The 16043-nt window shown below is 46.9% G+C and carries 15 protein-coding genes; 11 read left to right on the plus strand and 4 right to left on the minus strand.

What is annotated here, in order from left to right:
* Positions 1 to 90: 90 nt before the first annotated feature.
* From AR543_RS11040 to AR543_RS11050, 3 genes are all read right to left on the minus strand, one after another.
* On the minus strand, positions 91 to 3846 hold the full coding sequence (locus AR543_RS11040) for a hypothetical protein (RefSeq protein WP_060534355.1): 3756 nt from the start codon (positions 3844 to 3846) through the stop codon (positions 91 to 93).
* 250 nt (positions 3847 to 4096) lie between these two features.
* A complete protein-coding gene (locus AR543_RS11045) occupies positions 4097 to 5302 on the minus strand; it encodes an MFS transporter (protein WP_060534357.1) in 1206 nt (401 codons plus the stop codon).
* 100 nt (positions 5303 to 5402) lie between these two features.
* A complete protein-coding gene (locus AR543_RS11050) occupies positions 5403 to 5999 on the minus strand; it encodes a TetR/AcrR family transcriptional regulator (RefSeq protein WP_060534359.1) in 597 nt (198 codons plus the stop codon).
* 202 nt (positions 6000 to 6201) lie between these two features.
* Here AR543_RS11050 and rsmD point away from each other — a divergent pair, with 202 nt between their 5' ends.
* The 3 genes from rsmD (at position 6202) to AR543_RS11065 (ending at position 8434) form a co-directional block, all read left to right on the plus strand.
* A complete protein-coding gene (rsmD, locus tag AR543_RS11055) occupies positions 6202 to 6786 on the plus strand; it encodes a 16S rRNA (guanine(966)-N(2))-methyltransferase RsmD (protein ID WP_060534362.1) in 585 nt (194 codons plus the stop codon).
* Complete coding sequence (coaD, locus tag AR543_RS11060; RefSeq protein ID WP_060534364.1) at positions 6779 to 7291, plus strand: pantetheine-phosphate adenylyltransferase; 513 nt, start codon at positions 6779 to 6781, stop codon at positions 7289 to 7291. The genes rsmD and coaD overlap by 8 nt, the downstream gene beginning before the upstream one ends.
* Positions 7292 to 7405: 114 nt before the next feature.
* Positions 7406 to 8434 carry a YlbL family protein gene (locus AR543_RS11065; RefSeq protein WP_060534366.1) on the plus strand — a complete coding sequence of 343 codons (1029 nt, stop codon included), beginning with the start codon at positions 7406 to 7408 and terminating at the stop codon, positions 8432 to 8434.
* Between the two features lie 285 nt (positions 8435 to 8719).
* On the opposite strand, the gene AR543_RS11070 is transcribed toward AR543_RS11065, so the two are convergent.
* Positions 8720 to 9940, minus strand: coding sequence for a nucleotidyltransferase (locus AR543_RS11070; protein ID WP_060534368.1), 1221 nt, complete (start codon positions 9938 to 9940; stop codon positions 8720 to 8722).
* Between the two features lie 170 nt (positions 9941 to 10110).
* On the opposite strand from AR543_RS11070, the gene AR543_RS11075 reads away from it, so the two are divergent.
* The 8 genes from AR543_RS11075 (at position 10111) to acpP (ending at position 16026) form a co-directional block, all read left to right on the plus strand.
* Positions 10111 to 10620 (plus strand): YceD family protein, encoded by a 510-nt coding sequence (locus AR543_RS11075; RefSeq protein WP_227871875.1) that lies wholly within the window; start codon positions 10111 to 10113, stop codon positions 10618 to 10620.
* Positions 10621 to 10681: 61 nt separating this feature from the next.
* Positions 10682 to 10855, plus strand: a complete 174-nt coding sequence (rpmF, locus tag AR543_RS11080) for a 50S ribosomal protein L32 (protein WP_081604133.1) — start codon at positions 10682 to 10684, stop codon at positions 10853 to 10855.
* A gap of 386 nt (positions 10856 to 11241) precedes the next feature.
* Positions 11242 to 11838 (plus strand): transcription factor FapR, encoded by a 597-nt coding sequence (gene fapR / locus AR543_RS11085; protein ID WP_174703766.1) that lies wholly within the window; start codon positions 11242 to 11244, stop codon positions 11836 to 11838.
* Positions 11822 to 12805 carry a phosphate acyltransferase PlsX gene (gene plsX / locus AR543_RS11090; protein WP_060534377.1) on the plus strand — a complete coding sequence of 328 codons (984 nt, stop codon included), beginning with the start codon at positions 11822 to 11824 and terminating at the stop codon, positions 12803 to 12805. Before fapR ends, plsX begins: the two co-directional genes overlap by 17 nt.
* Before the next feature lie 77 nt (positions 12806 to 12882).
* Positions 12883 to 13869 carry a beta-ketoacyl-ACP synthase III gene (locus tag AR543_RS11095; RefSeq protein ID WP_060534379.1) on the plus strand — a complete coding sequence of 329 codons (987 nt, stop codon included), beginning with the start codon at positions 12883 to 12885 and terminating at the stop codon, positions 13867 to 13869.
* Between the two features lie 89 nt (positions 13870 to 13958).
* Positions 13959 to 14891: an ACP S-malonyltransferase gene (gene fabD, locus AR543_RS11100; protein ID WP_060534381.1), complete on the plus strand. Its 933-nt coding sequence runs from the start codon at positions 13959 to 13961 to the stop codon at positions 14889 to 14891.
* 70 nt (positions 14892 to 14961) lie between these two features.
* Positions 14962 to 15711: a 3-oxoacyl-[acyl-carrier-protein] reductase gene (fabG, locus tag AR543_RS11105; protein ID WP_060534383.1), complete on the plus strand. Its 750-nt coding sequence runs from the start codon at positions 14962 to 14964 to the stop codon at positions 15709 to 15711.
* Positions 15712 to 15792: 81 nt separating this feature from the next.
* Entirely contained in the window at positions 15793 to 16026 is a 234-nt protein-coding gene (gene acpP, locus AR543_RS11110; RefSeq protein WP_046215328.1) for an acyl carrier protein, read from the plus strand.
* Positions 16027 to 16043 lie beyond the last annotated feature (17 nt).

A 16043-nucleotide genomic window follows, 5' to 3' on the forward strand; every position in this document is an offset into this window, starting at 1 on the left:
TGAAAACACCTCCAGCAAAAGCCTTTATAATGGCAGGGGACCTATTGCTGAAGGTGTTTTTTCTATTGGCAAGCTGCAATGGCAGTAGTCTTAATCTTTAACCGGAAGCCGGATAAGACTACTGTCATAAGATTCTTTGAAATTCATGCTGCTTACATAACCATAGCCATCCGCAAGGAATGAAATTGCCTCATCTCCATTACTATTGTCGATAGTTGTAAATTTTTGTGGTGTCAGAGGAAGCGTGTTCAGCTGTGCAGCAGCTGCTTTGTATATCTTAAATTCGTCTGCAATAACGTATAGATTCCCGTTTCTGCTAAACTCGATGTCATAGGTAGCTGCAGGGAACTCGGCAACCAGTATGGAACTCTGGAAGTAGGTTCCTTTCAGACGTACGACTTTACCTGTAGTCACATGCGTCTTTTTATTGGTAAAGGAAGCGGCTACATACAGATTGCCTCGTTTATCCCAGTCCAGACCGGTAATCTGCACAGAATATCCTTTGACTTCTGCATCGGTAAATGGTTTGAATGTCTGACTATAACCCATCAGCTCATTATGGGACAATACCGTTTCTTCTTTGACATAGCGGGCATCGAGCTTGTAGAACATATTCTCATAACCGGAGCGCGAGAAGAAAATGTCTCCATGATCATTGACGGTTACCGCTTTACCATTCGGAAGATCGGCAATTTTGGTTTTGAGCAGGGTAGAGGTAGAGATTCTGAGTAATCCGTAATTCGGATTCTGCTCACTGGCTTCACTGGTCAGATACAGATCTTTATCATTGCTTCCCATTCCTTTGATTGCGTCTACATCCCAGTCGGACAAAAAGCTCGGAAGCGGCTTGACGCGGACAAAGCGTACTTTTTCCAGCGCACTTATACCGCCAGGAGTAACGGCATTATAGTGCACCGTATATATTCCTGGTGTATGCACATCAATCTTTGGAATGATTTTACCCTGGAAAGAATACGTAATGGTTTTCTTGAAATCGGAATACGTATCATGGTCTACTATGAATCCCCGTTCATAATACAGATCATCCTGGAACTGGGAGACTTCTTCCTTGTCAATGACAATCACAGGTCTTGATGCCGGGAAAATACGTTGGATCGATGTACCATCGATAGTATAGGATTTGCCGTCGGGCAGGAACAAAAAGTCTTGTGCACCATTAGTCTGTGAATCACTGTGTTTATAAATATTTACTTTATCCGCAGTTATGGGCCATGTGCCATTCAGGCTGTCTGCAGTAACTTTATTGATTCCTTTTGTAAACATTGGATTCCAATCGTTCCTATTGTAAGTCATAAAATAAAGATTACCTTTGGTATCAAAAGCAATTCGTGACGTAGGTTCATTATCAGCGAGAAGGGGAATCCACTGTTTGGAACTCTCATTCCATTTGAAAATCGTCCTGCCTGCCTTTATCGGGACATCAGTAGAGATGTACAGCTCATCCTTCGGACTGATGGCAATATTCAAAGAGGGAACGTTGTAGAACCCTTCAGAAGAGAATATAGCATAATCTGTACTGATCCGGCTCAGTTCCGCTGCCGTTATAGGACGGGTTGGTATATCTGCCGCCGCTATCTTTTTGACGGATGCTTTATCCTGATTATAAAAGTCAGTAGTGTAATAGAGGTTGCCCGAGGAATCCAGAGCGACCGAATGAAAGGACGTATTGGGTCCGGTTACAATTGGTGTGATCTGGCGTGTGGCAAGAGAAACTTTGGATAATCCTTTCATCCCCTGTGCAAAATACACATATCCATCATGATACTCTACACCCCATGGATTGGTAATATTTAGATTTTCCAGTCGGTCATTATCCTCTTCAATTCCATCAGGAAGAGCAGGCTCGATGAAAGGTGTTTTTTGTATATTTGTAAATACATACGTACTATCAATGCTTCTATTGCTGGTATACACTTCACCATTTGGCAAAATGGCAATACCGTCACCAAAGAAGGTGGGATAATTGTCACTTAGTTTTTCGCTTCTGAGGTTTGGTTGGAAATCCAGCAATTGTGAGGCTGTAATCCGGTGAATATAGGACTCCATAAAAAGCAAATTACCGGAAGGACCGAATGATATATCCTTTATTGTATAAGGGATGGATACAACCGGTTCGGTAACTTTCAGATCTTTGGCATCTGTTCGTGCTAGTATGGAATCACGACCATAATTTTCTCCTCTTGATAGTGCAATATATAATTTACCATATTTGTCAAAATCAAGACCTGTTATTCTGCCATCCTCCCATACCTGTTTTTCTGTAAAGGGCATAAAATACTCAGCATGAGATAAGAATTGTTCCAATGTCAAAGGGACGGATGTGCTGAGATAGCGAGCATCCACTTTTCCGATCTGTTTGCTATCGGGGAGAACAAAGTACAGATTACCTGCTGTATCCACTGCCAGCGCATTGAACAGCTGATTTGTATCCACCAGCACGGAACGTTTGTAATCGGATAAGGAGAATTTATAAATGCCTGGTGGTTGGGACTGATCATAAATGGGACCATTGGCTACATAGAGATTTCCATTGGCAGCATCCATCGTTTTCGGATTTCTCAGATCAATCTCGGACAGATCGTTGGGCAGCGGCTTGACCGTAACTGTTTGTGTTTGGGTCTCTGCCACAAGACCATCGGCATTTATGGCATTGTAATAAACCTTGTACTCTCCCGCCAGAGAAGTATCCAGACGGGATACAGGTTGTCCGTCCAGCGTATAGGTGAGCTGCAGAGGGAGGTCGCTGTATTTTTCATCTTCTACGATAGCCCCTCTTTCAACATAAGGTTCGTTCTGGAACAGTTGGATGGGCGCAGCATTCTTCAAAATGATGCGCGGCTTGGAACCTGGAAAAGGTGCAAAAATAGATTGGCTGTCTGCCACGTATACCCTCCCATTGGGAAGGATAACCAATCCATAAATATGCAGGGCCTCATGAAAGTACGGTTTGGGCGTTTTTTTCGAAATGGGTAGATTCTTGAGCGCACTGCCCGGAATTCGGTTTAATTCATCCATTACATATGGAGACTCGTACTCATAGTAGCCAGCCAGCTGAACATGCAGATTGCCTTGAGGGTCAAAAGCAATAGCTTTGATACTCATGGACTGGTTTTCAATAACCCTATAGAATTTTTGCTTGGGATTATCCCATTTGAGCAATCCTGTCAGTTCGGGGCCGAAGTTGTTATAGTACTTGTGAAAAAGAGATATATACAGTTGATTATCCGGTCCCATAGCCAGGCCGCTGATTTCTGTACGTTCTGATTTATCGGAGGGAAGAGGAACTTCAGTATAGATGGTACTCTGACTTACGAATTTGTCGGCAGTTAGGGGAAGGGCTACAGATTTGTTAAATGTAAACTTGTAAACATACGGCTTGGAGCGCAGGGAGTAGTACAGGCTGCCGTATGTATCCACCGTCACGGACCGAAAGGCAATTTGGGAGCTTTTGCCTACCACAACATGAATTTTGCCTGTTGTAAGAGAGATTCGCGATAATCCGTTCTGACCTTGAGCAACATAAATGTATCCGTTGTAGTAACTCATGCCATTAGGAGTCGCGATTGCGAAGTTCTGCAATTGATCATATACATCTTGCTGTACGGAAGACTGCTCGTTTTGCAAAGTGGAGACAGCTGGCTGTTCCGGAAGAGTGTATACCTCATTATGTACGGTGGATTTGCTAGGATTATCAGCTATGGCGTTTTCCTGCACCATCCCGGTAACCGCTTCCTCAGGAATAGAGTTTGCCGCAAAAGTCCGGCTGTTCACCACCCCTGTCAAGATTAGACAGATCACCAATCCCCAAAGTAAACCTTTTTTCATAAAATCCCCCCTTTAATTGGTATAAATGTATTACTAAAACTAATATAGCATCTTATTCTTATAAATAGATATAGAGACTAAGCAGTGTTATTGATATAAATAAAACACCTCCAGTGCCATTTCCATATCTTGAGACATGGTTATGGACGACGGGAGGTGTATAGAATCTTGTTTTATAGCGAAAATTGCAATCGAACCAATCGGACTTTACGTTTGGAATATCAGACCGGATGGTTAGGGTTATCTCATATTATGCTTGGGTATCATTCCATCTTGGCGGTTTGACCCGCATAGCCAGCATAAAGCATACGCATAGTACGACAGCTGCCAGTACATAAGGATAGTTAATATCCAGATCGAACAACGCACCTGCGATCACCGGACCGGCAATATTGCCGAGACTCGTATAGGCCGAGTTCAGACCCGCAATATAACCCTGTTCATCTCCGGCATTCTGCGACAGCTGTGTCCCGATCGCTGGACGCAAAATGTCCATGGCCAGAAAGACGGCAAACGTAACGACAAAGATCAGGAAGTACGTGTGTACCATTAATGTCAGCATGATAAATACAGCCGAGGCAATCAGACAGATCACGATAAGTCGCTGTCCACCGAACCGGTTAATCATCCAGCCGAAGATCGTCGCCTGCACAACGGCGCCAGCGATAGAACCAAATGTAATAATAATGGCGATATCACGCGCAGTAAAGCCGAATTTGTGATCCACGAACAGCGAGAACACCGTCTCGTAATTTGCCAGTCCGAATGAAGCGACGAACACAATGACCAGACTCAGAAAATAAGGCTTGCGGTACGATTCCATCAGCTGGCGAACCAGACTGCTTCGAGGTCCTGCATCCTGCACTGTAGCCAGCTGCGCCCGGCGTTCCGGACTCAGTGACTCGGGCAGCAGAATAAGGGTCGCTACTGCAGCGATCAGACCCGCTATAGCCGCCGCATAAAACGGTACCCGGATACCATATTCAGCCAGCAGTCCACCAATTCCCGGTCCGATGATAAAGCCGGTCGTAATCGCCGCATTGATAAATCCCATCCCGGCACCACGTTCTTCATTGGAAGTAATATCGGCTGCATACGCCATAACCGACGGCATAATGAGTGCTGCGCCGAGTCCGCCGATCATGCGTGAGACGAATAGCAGACCCGGTGCATTAGCGATCGCAAATAGCCATTCCGAGACAGCAAATATGACCATCCCGGCAATAATCAGCTTTTTCCGTCCTACCCGGTCAGAGAGACGACCTGTAAAAGGAGAGAAGACCAGCTGGCTGATCGAGAAAGCCGCGACCATCAGGCCGAGTATACTGCCTCCGATATGCAGTTCATTCATATAGGTGGGCATGATCGGAATAACCAGACCAATCCCGGTAAAGACGAGGAAAATATTGAACATGAGCAGCAGCAAAGCTGCCCGATTACGAAATAAAAGTGCCATTGTATCCTCCATAATATCATGTATTAATTTTCATATACTGAACATTCGGTTTGTATTAATGCCTGACCATATCTTATGCAAAGACAGGCGGTTCAACCTGTCATTTCTTTTTGGCAATGCCATGCAAAAATGTCTGAATAGCAAATTGATAGCTGGTTAGCATCGTCTCGATTGAAGCGTTGCGGGACATCTGACTGAGTCCTACCAGAATACTTTCGAGCACCATCGCTTTTTCTTTCACATCGCCTGCAGCGAATTCGCCGGCATCAATGCCTTCCTGAATCAGCCGCTCGTTGAACTGCAGATGTTCTGTCATCATGCTGGTCATTTTTTCTTCCACTTCGCTTTTTTGCTCGTCATTACTGAAGAACTCATCAGCTGCGCGGGTAAGTGGATGATTCAGCTCCTCCTGAATGATCTGCTCCGCCAGACCGAATAATTTGTCGGTAACGGTAGCATAGGAAGACTGTTTTTCCTGCCATTTATCCAGCCAGTCACGATCCCATTCATTTAATAGGTAGAGGAAGAGCCCTTCCTTGCTTTTGAAATGATAATAAATATTGCCTTTGCTGCTGCCGGTAGCGGCAACAATATCTTCGATAGAAGTTGCCTTGTATCCCTTTTGCACGAACAGGCCACGTGCTGCTTCACTTATTTTTTTGCGGGTCAATTCACTCTGGGCCTGCTTTTTATTCATCATATCACCTCTACACTGAACGTTTGTTCAGTATTGTAGCAAATCTCGCTATAACAAAGCAAGAGGATTGATCGATGATTTTGAAAAAGGGTTATGATATGATACGATAGCGTCGTAATTTACAGGACAAATAGCTTGCAGACAGGGTATTCTTGCTGGTTATCATGTCCGATGCTAAATCAGAGAACGGGTGAATGAATAGATGAGAGTAATATCAGGCAGTGCCAAAGGCAGACCGCTCAAAGCAGTTCCCGGCAACGGGACCCGCCCTACAACCGATAAGGTCAAGGAATCCATGTTCAGTATTATCGGTCCTTATTTTGACGGAGGGATGGTACTGGATCTGTTCGCCGGTACAGGCGGACTTGGTATCGAAGCGCTGAGTCGCGGCATGGAGCATGGCATATTTATTGATATGGAGTACAAAAGTATCGAAGTGATCAAAAACAATCTGCAAGCGGCCGGACTCAGCGATCAGGCAGAGGTCTACCGCAATGATGCCGGGCGTGCACTCAAAGTACTGGCCAAAAAAGAATCTGCTTTTGATCTGGTCTTCCTTGATCCACCGTACCGGATGAAAAATGGTACAGAGCTGATGACCGAAATGCATGAACGTCATCTGCTGAACAGCGGAGCAACGATTGTACTGGAATTTGAATCCAAGCATCGTTATCCGCAGGAATTCGAGCATTTCCAGGGGCTGCGCCAGGCTGTATATGGCGAGACGACCATACAGGTATACCGGTACGAGCCGGAACAAGAACAGGGAGGCCCAAAGCATGAGTAATGAAACGTACAAAAAACGTGTAGCCGTGTATCCCGGAAGTTTTGACCCGGTGACCATGGGACATCTGGACATTATTCAGCGTGCTGCCCGGCAGTTTGATACATTGATCGTATCTGTATTGAATAATCTGAGCAAAAAGCCTCTGTTTACTGTAGAGGAACGTGTAGCCCAGCTAAAGGAAGTTACTGCTGATTTGCCCAATGTGGAGATTGACAGCTTCCGTGACCTGCTGGCTAATTATATTCGTGAACGCGAAGCCCAGGTAGTAGTACGCGGGATTCGTTCGGTAACGGATTTTGAATATGAACTGCAAATGGCTTCTATTAATCGCGAGCTTAATCCGGATGCAGAGACCATCTTTATGATGACTAATCCGCGCTATTCCTACCTGAGTTCGAGTATGGTCAAGGAGATTGCCCGTTTCAACGGCAATGTATCCGACTTTGTACCTCCGGTAATTGAACAGCAGCTTCAGCGCAAATTCCTGTCGGCTGATCTTCACTGAGGCAGTCACCTGAGTGGAATTGCATGGTTGGACATGGGATAATAAATACAAGCAGATAGCATACGCATATAGCTGCTGATCGTCAGTGTATCAGATATCAAAGGAGAGAAACCCATGTCCGGCTCCAAACTTCGCCAGCCGCTGTCTTCAAAGCGGTCATGGCTTTATTTATTATGCTTTATCCTTTTCGTATACGTGCTTGTCTATATGCCAACGCCCTATGTGATTAACGCGCCTGGCAGTGCAGACGAGCTCAAGCCGATGGTAACGGTAAGCGGCGGAGACCCAACAGAAAAAGGGACGTTTATGATGACGACCGTAGCTGTCAGCTATGCCAATATGGCTATGCTGATTGGCAGCGTATTTGATGATAACGAGGAGATTGGTCCCAAGCCAGCTCAATCCGACCGCAAGGAATACGAAGCCGAACAGCTCTATTATATGAACAGTTCCCAATCCAGTGCTGTCGCCGCTGCTTATCATCGGGCGGGCATCGCCTATTCTATCGAACCGCAGTATGTATTTGTAATTAATGTACCGGAAGACATCACGCAGATCCATGGCGGAGATCGTTTTGTCAAACTGGATGGTCAACCGGTCGATTCATTTGAACAACTGGAGAAATTGCTGAACAGTAAAAAAGCCGGCGATATAGTCAATGTTGTGTTTGATCGTGCTGGAGCAACAGTAGAGCAGCAGATTACCCTGCGAAGCTTTCAGGGTGCAGGCGGCAAGCCGCGTGTCGGCTTTGGCGTATCGATCGGTGAAGTGCAAAAGGTCGCTCCTACCAATCCCGCACATGAAGTACATTTCGCCAGTACGAGTATCGGTGGACCTTCGGCAGGGCTCATGTTTACACTGGAGATCTATAACCAGCTGACCAAGGGTGATTTGACCAAGGGATACCGGATAGCTGGAACAGGTGCTATTGATATCAAAGGAAATGTAGGCGTGATCGGAGGAGTCCAGCATAAAGTAGTCGCTGCCCAGGCCAAAGGCGCCGAGATGTTTTTTGTTCCTCAGGGTAATTATGCAGAAGCGAAAAAGCAGCTGCAAAAGATGCATTCCACCATGAAGCTGATTCCGGTTAGCACACTGGATGATGCACTGCAGGAACTGAACAAGCTGCCTGCCAAAGCCTGAATCGGTTGGAAGAAATGCTATTGCCGCTATTCACACTTATAATAAATTGATACATCATCGCAGCAATTGGACACAAGACGGCAGTCAACTGATTTATACCAATAAGAGTTTATGATCAAAATAAAAGCACCGTCACAAAAGGACGGTGCTTTTTGCTATACTTCTGCATGCTTTTTGCTATACTTTTGTATTCCTTTTACTATACCGCGCATTTCTTGCCCTATTTTTGTGTCCATCAGTCTGTACCTCTATTATCTATTACACAATGGAATGCGTATAGATATATCACACTCTCACCGGTGCGCGATAATAATCGGAATAAAGCTGCTTGATATCTTGTGAAGCAAAGGCGGAAGCCTGCATTACGGTTGCGCGGATATCAGCTTCCATATGGGGATGATCCGTATCGGCAGGACGTGTAATGACGGGAAGTGTGGATGTTTTCTTCATTAATTTAAGCAGCTGCCTGCCATTCTCGGTAAATCCCAGTACACGCAAATAACCAGGACCCTGCTGGAGTGACTCCTCTGTAAGCTCCGCGCGTCTGTGACCGAGCAGCAGATGGGCAATCAGCCGCTGTAGTCGCGCATAGGTATAGCGTTTCGTTTTCAGACTGGCGAGCAGCCCGGTTACCGAGCAGTCGTCCAGAGAAGTCAATTTGGACAGCAGCCGATATTCCAGTCCTTCATTCATATCATAGTATCCTGCCAGCTGGTCAGGTCTAGAGGTGGAGAGAATCTGCAGCAGTGGCTGCCAGAGTGCATTGACATGGACCGGACCACGTCCGGATTCGATCTCTCTGGCAATAATAAGCATGACTTCTTCCGGCATATAGGCGGCAGCCTGCTTGGGGTCCTCCATCAGCAGTTTGCGTATGGCTGTCGCACTGGCAATCTGTTCATGAACAGGCTGAAGATCATGGTAATGGGACTGCTCCCGCTGGATAGTCCCGGGTATAATGGAGCTGTTCAGACGCCGCAGGGCAATCAGATACTGAAGTCCCAGCGTATTGTTGGGCTCTTGCAGCAAAGCAGCAGTTTCAGGTGCGGTATATCCTGCGCTGCCCGCCGCCTGGCTAAGCGCTGCAGGGTAGCTCAGACCTTGCTGGAGATATGCCTGCAGCTGCAGCCTGAACTGAGGCGTCTCGTCAGTCAGAAGGTCAGCCAGCGCACTCAGATCAGACAGCGAACCGGCTTCGCTGCCAAAAACTAGCTGGTCGACGATTCCGGTTGCGTTCAGCAGTGAGACGGCTCCATAGGCGAACCACTCTGCCGGCTGCACTACATAGACCGACGGCAGCTCCACAACCAGATCGCAGCCGGAACGCAGCGCCATTTCGGCCCTTGCCCATTTGCTAAAAGCAGCCGGTTCGCCGCGCTGGGTAAATCCGCCGCTCATAACAGCAATAACCGCATTACAGCCTGTTTGCTCGCGTGTTTTATGTATATGAAGCAGATGTCCGTTATGCAGCGGATTATATTCTACAATAATGCCTGCAACTTTCATAAATACTCTCCTCATTTCGGTAAAATTATGGTAAAATAAACGGTATGTGCAATTTATAATTGTAAGTATAAACGATATGTTTACGATATCATTATACTGAATTAATAAATCATACGTTGACAAAAAGAGTCATTAATCGGTATAATAATTTTTGTTTGTTTGGAGTGATAATGATGCAATTCCAATTTAGAAAAATGGCGCAGAGCGATCAGCCTATAGAGTTTCATCAGACACTTGATTCCGGCTTTGTAAAAAGCGGACGTAATGATATCCTGTCAGCTTCACCTTTACATGCAGATGTAAAAGCGAAGTACAGAGTAGATCAGGCTGTTGATGTGAACGGAACGTTGAAGCTTGACTTACAGATGGCGTGTGCCCGCTGCCTGAGACCTGTAGATCTGCATCTTGATGTAGCGATACAGGAAGAGATCAGACACGGCGCAGAACCGGAGAACGTAGCCGAGGAAGACGATGCAGTATATGTGAATAGCGATACTGTTGACCTTCAACCTTATCTGGAAGAAGCTGCTTTAATGGATTTGCCGGCGTCAGTTCTATGCAAGGATGATTGCAAAGGACTGTGCCCGACATGTGGAGTCAACCTGAACGAACAGGATTGTGATTGCGATAACCGGCCGATTGATCCTAGGCTGGCAGGACTTAAGGATTTTTTCAAATGATTTGATAACTCTGTTTTCAGAGTGTTAAATGGCATTCAACTAGATTAAGGAGGTGGGAACGATGGCAGTACCTCAACGGAGAACTTCCAAAACACGTCGTGACAAACGTCGTACACACTTTAAATTGGCAGTACCAGGTATGGTAAAATGCGAAAACTGCGGAGAAATGAAATTATCTCACCGCGTGTGCAAAGTGTGCGGAACTTACAAACAAAGAGAGATTGTACAACAATAGTCTTTCACAAAAGTAGTGCTTCATCACTTGATGGAGCGCTACTTTTTTGTTTGTGTAGGCTTTTTTTGAGCTGTACAGATCTTTTGTTTGCCAAAGGCTAGTCTTGGCGTACATAGCGGATATTTTGAATAGCTGAGTCAGCCGATGAAGGAGCAAGGCTAAGCCTCCAACCCTTGCCAGATATAGATTTGGAGAAGAAGATTGCACTGCCTCTTTCTTTTTGCAGAAATATGCTTTATACTACATTCTTAGTACCAGGTTCTAAAACGAAACCAACAGGTTTACATATAGCTTTACAAATTGCTTTATAAAAGAAGTGCGACATTATTCGGATGTCACAGCATTCAAGTTACAGCGAACAAGGGAGGTGTGTGGCCATCGAACGTTTGCCCAAAAGGCAGCGGCAGCAGCGGCTTGTCAAAATTATTGATGATAACCCATTTGTTACGGATCAGGAACTGACCCGGCAGCTCAAAGTCAGTATTCAGACGATTCGTCTGGATCGGATGGAGCTGGGGATTCCCGAACTTCGCGAGCGGATGAAGCTGATGGCTGAGCGTTCCTACGATCAGGTCAAGTCACTGCCGCTGGATGAAGTCATTGGGGAAGTTGTTGATTTGCAGCTGGACAAAAGTGGTATTTCGATTTTTGAGATTCGTGAGGAGCATGTATTCTCGCGTAACCATATTGCCCGGGGCCACCACATTTTTGCCCAGGCCAACTCGCTGGCTGTCGCTGTCATCAACGATGCGATAGCTCTGACAGCTTCGGCGGATTTGCGTTTTGTACGTCCGGTGAATCTGGGAGAGAAATGTATAGCCAAAGCCTATGTACAGTCCGGCGCAGCTCGCAAAGGTAAAGCCAGAGTGGAAGTGCTGACTTATGTAGGTGAGGAAATGGTATTTCAGGGGAACTTTGTGATTTACCGGTCAGACGGGGAAGAACACGATGAAGGAGGACTTGATCATGCGAATCGCGATTGATGCGATGGGGGGAGATCATGCTCCAGACAGCAATGTCTTAGGCGGATTACAGGCAGCAAAAGAATGGACGGATGCAGAGATCATCCTGGTGGGTGATGAACAGCGGATACGACCACTGCTGTCCGAGATTCCTTCCAACTTACGGATTGTACATGCATCCGAAGTAATAGAACCGGATGACGAGCCGGTCAAATCGGTTCGGCGTAAAAAGGATGCTTCGATGGTAGTTGCGGGCCGCATGGTCAAGAACAACGAAGCCGATGCGATGATTTCTGCGGGGAATACCGGAGCACTCATGACGACAGGACTTCTCGTGGTCGGACGGATGCCGGGTATCGAACGTCCGGCACTTGCACCGATGATCCCGACAATCGATGGTCATGGTGTACTGGCTCTGGATCTAGGAGCGAATATGGATGCCAAGCCCGAGCATCTGGCACAGTATGCATTGATGGGCAGCATCTACCGGGAAAAGGTTCAGGGAGTAGCCAATCCGCGGATCGGACTGCTGAATGTCGGTACCGAAGCTCAAAAAGGCAATGAATTGACCAAAGAGGCTTTTCCGCTACTTGAAGCACTGCCGATCAACTTTGTAGGCAATGTGGAGGCGCGGGATATTCTGAATGGGGTATGTGATGTTCTTGTATGTGACGGATTTGCAGGCAATATTTTGCTCAAATCCATGGAGGGAACAGCTTCGGCGATTTTCTCCTTGCTCAAGGACAGCTTTACCCGGTCGCTCAAAAACAAGCTTGCAGCAGCCGTGCTGATGCCCGAGCTGCGCGGCCTCAAGGATACACTGGATTACAAGGAACATGGCGGTGCACCGCTGCTCGGACTTAACGGACTGGTTGTCAAAAGCCATGGATCTTCGGATGCAGGAGCGATCAAAAACGCTGTACGTCAGGCGAGAGTGGCTGTCAGCAGCGGGCTGGTTGCCAACATTTCCAAAGAAGTTATACAATAGGTTTTTGTTGAATTGTCATTTGCACGGTTTTGCAGATTCTATCCATCATGGAAATTAGCGAGAAAAGAGTGACATATATGAGCGTTTTGCCTATCGGAATTATCGGAACAGGAAAATATGTTCCTGAAAAAATATTAACAAATGCAGATCTGGAGAAAATGGTAGAAACCAACGACGAATGGATCGTCAGCCGTACAGGTATCCGTGAACGCCATATCGCTGCGCCGGATCAGGCGACTTCGGATCTGGCCTATGAAGCAGCTGTCAAAGCGATTGCTTCTGCCGGCATTACCGCTGAAGAACTGGATCTGATCGTTATCGCGACGATTACACCGGATATGTCTTTCCCTTCTACAGCCTGCATTTTGCAGGAAAAGCTGGGCGCCAAGAAAGCAGCAGCTTTTGACCTGTCTGCGGCCTGTTCCGGATTTGTCTATTCTCTCGCAGCTGCGACTAGCATGCTGCAGATGGGCATGTACAAAAATGCACTGATTATCGGTGCAGATACATTGTCCCGTATCACGGATTATACTGACCGCAACACATGCGTACTGTTCGGTGATGGAGCAGGTGCAGTAGTGATCGGTGAAGTTGGCGAAGGACGCGGTTTCAAATCGTTTGACCTGGGCGCAGAAGGTGCAGGCGGCGAATTGCTCAAACTGCCAGCTGGCGGTTCCAGAACACCGGCATCTGTAGATACGCTGGAAGCCAAACAGCACTTTATCCAGATGAGCGGACGCGAAGTATTCAAATTTGCCGTACGTGTTATGGGTACAGCAACCGAGGAAGTACTACGTAAAGCAGAACTGTCCAAAGATGATATTGATCTGTTTATTCCTCATCAGGCGAATGTGCGCATTATCCAGTCTGCTATGGAGCGCCTGAATCTGAGCGAAGACCGTGTTATGGTCAACGTACAGAATTACGCCAATACCTCTGCAGCCTCTATTCCGCTGGCACTGGTAGAAGCCGTAGAACAGGGTCGCATCAAAGAAGGCGACCGCGTTGTTATGGTCGGTTTTGGCGGCGGATTAACCTGGGGTGCATCCGTACTGGTATGGTAACGGGTGATCATGGTAGTATTAGAACTGCATGAGCATGACAGCAAATGAACGACCAAATATAATTAACGGATTTCAGGAGGTTATTCCGAATGGGTAAAATCGCATTTGTGTTTCCCGGACAGGGAGCACAAAAAGCAGGCATGGCCAAAGATGTATACGATGCAATGCCGGAAGCGGCAGTGTATTTCAACAAGGCTGATGAAGTGCTTGGTTTTCCTATCAGTACACTCGCTTTTGAAGGTCCGGAAGAAGAGCTCAAGCAGACAGCCAACACACAGCCTGCTTTGCTGACAGCCAGCATTACCCTGCTTGAAGCACTCAAGACTCGCAATATCCAGCCGGATTATGTGGCAGGGCACAGTCTTGGCGAATACAGCGCTCTCGTAGCAGCTGGTGCACTTTCCTTTGAAGATGCCGTGGCGATTGTACGTGCCCGCGGACAATTTATGGAACAGGCTGTTCCTGCTGGTCAGGGTGCGATGGCAGCTGTACTGGGTGCAGAGCGTGAAGCACTGACAGCGCTCTGTGCAGAGATTACAGCTGACGGCCATGCAGTAGAGCTGGCCAACGTCAACTGCCCGGGACAGATCGTCGTATCGGGTTCCCAGGAAGGCGTCGATGCTGTAGCCAGCCGGGTCAAAGAAATTGGCGGCAAGCGTGCGATTGCACTGGAAGTGAGTGGACCTTTCCATTCTTCCATGATGAAGCCTGCAGCCGAACGTCTCGGCGAGCGATTGCAGGAGGTACAGATTCAGGATGCAGCTATTCCGGTTGTAGCTAATGTAACGGCCAGTCAGGTGACTGCGGGAGATGATATCCGCTCCCTGCTGGTAGAACAGGTATACTCTCCTGTATTATGGGAAGATAGCGTGCGTTACCTGATTAACGAAGGTGTAGATACATTTATCGAGATTGGACCAGGCAATGTACTGACCGGCCTGATCAAGAAGACCGATAAAAATGTACGACTCATCAATATCAACAGCCTGGAAAGTCTGGAAGCTATTGAAGTTGACGCCTGATACAGGCTTGACTTGATAACCAATCAGCATCGATTATGAATGGTACCTGGAGAGGGAGGAATGGTTGGAAATGAGTAAACCGCTTCAAGGGCAGGTTGCACTGGTTACAGGAGCATCCCGTGGTATCGGACGCAGCATTGCGCTTGCGCTGGCTGCTGCTGGTGCCGATGTAGCCGTCAATTATGCAGGCAGTGAGTCTGCTGCCCAGGAAACTGTAAGTCAGATCGAAGCCATGGGTGTAAAGGCTATTGCTATTCAGGCCAATGTCGGCAAGACCGATGAGGCAGAAGCCATGGTCAAACAGGTCAATGACACATTTGGCCGACTGGATATTCTGATCAACAACGCAGGGATTACGCGTGATAATCTAATTATGCGTATGAAAGAAGAAGAATTTGATCAGGTCATCGAGACGAATCTCAAAGGCGTATTCAACTGCCTCAAAGCAGTAACACGCCCGATGATGAAGCAGCGTTATGGCCGAATCGTCAATATTTCTTCTGTTGTTGGTGTACAGGGTAATCCTGGACAAGCCAACTATGTGGCAGCCAAAGCAGGTGTAATTGGCCTGACCAAATCTTCGGCTCGTGAGCTCGCTTCGCGCGGAATCACTGTCAACTGTGTAGCACCTGGCTTTATCGCTACCGACATGACAGATGAACTGAACGAAGATCAGCGTGCCGGCATTCTGAATACCATTCCTCTGGGACGGCTCGGTCAGCCGGAAGAGATTGCTCAGGTAGTCTCCTTCCTGGTGTCACCAGCAGCCACCTATATGACGGGTCAGACCCTTCATGTAGACGGCGGAATGTACATGTAATATATAGGGCATTCTTACAGATGCTTATATAGATTTTTAACTGCAATTTCCGTATAATACTTGGAAGAGGAGGTGAACCGGATGTCTGATGTTATGGAGCGTGTAAAACGCATCGTTATCGACCGTTTAGGCGCTGACGAAGCTGATATCAAGCTTGAATCTTCTTTTAAAGATGACCTTGGCGCAGATTCCCTCGATGTGGTGGAACTCGTTATGGAATTGGAAGATGAATTCGACCTGGAAATTTCTGATGAAGACGCGGAGAAAATTACGACCGTAGGTGAAGTTGTGAACTACATACAATCTCATACCTAAGGATCATAAGTCCCGTT

This window comes from Paenibacillus bovis, assembly GCF_001421015.2.
In the GTDB taxonomy this organism is placed as follows: Bacteria; Bacillota; Bacilli; order Paenibacillales; family Paenibacillaceae; genus Saccharibacillus; species Saccharibacillus bovis.

Coding starts and splice junctions, on each gene's coding strand:
- AR543_RS11040 (WP_060534355.1), bottom strand. CDS start 3,846: ATGAAAAAAGGTTTACTTTGGGGATTGGTGATCTGTCTAATCTTGACA.
- AR543_RS11045 (WP_060534357.1), bottom strand. CDS start 5,302: ATGGCACTTTTATTTCGTAATCGGGCAGCTTTGCTGCTGCTCATGTTC.
- AR543_RS11050 (WP_060534359.1), bottom strand. CDS start 5,999: ATGAATAAAAAGCAGGCCCAGAGTGAATTGACCCGCAAAAAAATAAGT.
- rsmD (WP_060534362.1), top strand. CDS start 6,202: ATGAGAGTAATATCAGGCAGTGCCAAAGGCAGACCGCTCAAAGCAGTT.
- coaD (WP_060534364.1), top strand. CDS start 6,779: ATGAGTAATGAAACGTACAAAAAACGTGTAGCCGTGTATCCCGGAAGT.
- AR543_RS11065 (WP_060534366.1), top strand. CDS start 7,406: ATGTCCGGCTCCAAACTTCGCCAGCCGCTGTCTTCAAAGCGGTCATGG.
- AR543_RS11070 (WP_060534368.1), bottom strand. CDS start 9,940: ATGAAAGTTGCAGGCATTATTGTAGAATATAATCCGCTGCATAACGGA.
- AR543_RS11075 (WP_227871875.1), top strand. CDS start 10,111: ATGATGCAATTCCAATTTAGAAAAATGGCGCAGAGCGATCAGCCTATA.
- rpmF (WP_081604133.1), top strand. CDS start 10,682: ATGGCAGTACCTCAACGGAGAACTTCCAAAACACGTCGTGACAAACGT.
- plsX (WP_060534377.1), top strand. CDS start 11,822: ATGCGAATCGCGATTGATGCGATGGGGGGAGATCATGCTCCAGACAGC.
- AR543_RS11095 (WP_060534379.1), top strand. CDS start 12,883: ATGAGCGTTTTGCCTATCGGAATTATCGGAACAGGAAAATATGTTCCT.
- fabD (WP_060534381.1), top strand. CDS start 13,959: ATGGGTAAAATCGCATTTGTGTTTCCCGGACAGGGAGCACAAAAAGCA.
- fabG (WP_060534383.1), top strand. CDS start 14,962: ATGAGTAAACCGCTTCAAGGGCAGGTTGCACTGGTTACAGGAGCATCC.
- acpP (WP_046215328.1), top strand. CDS start 15,793: ATGTCTGATGTTATGGAGCGTGTAAAACGCATCGTTATCGACCGTTTA.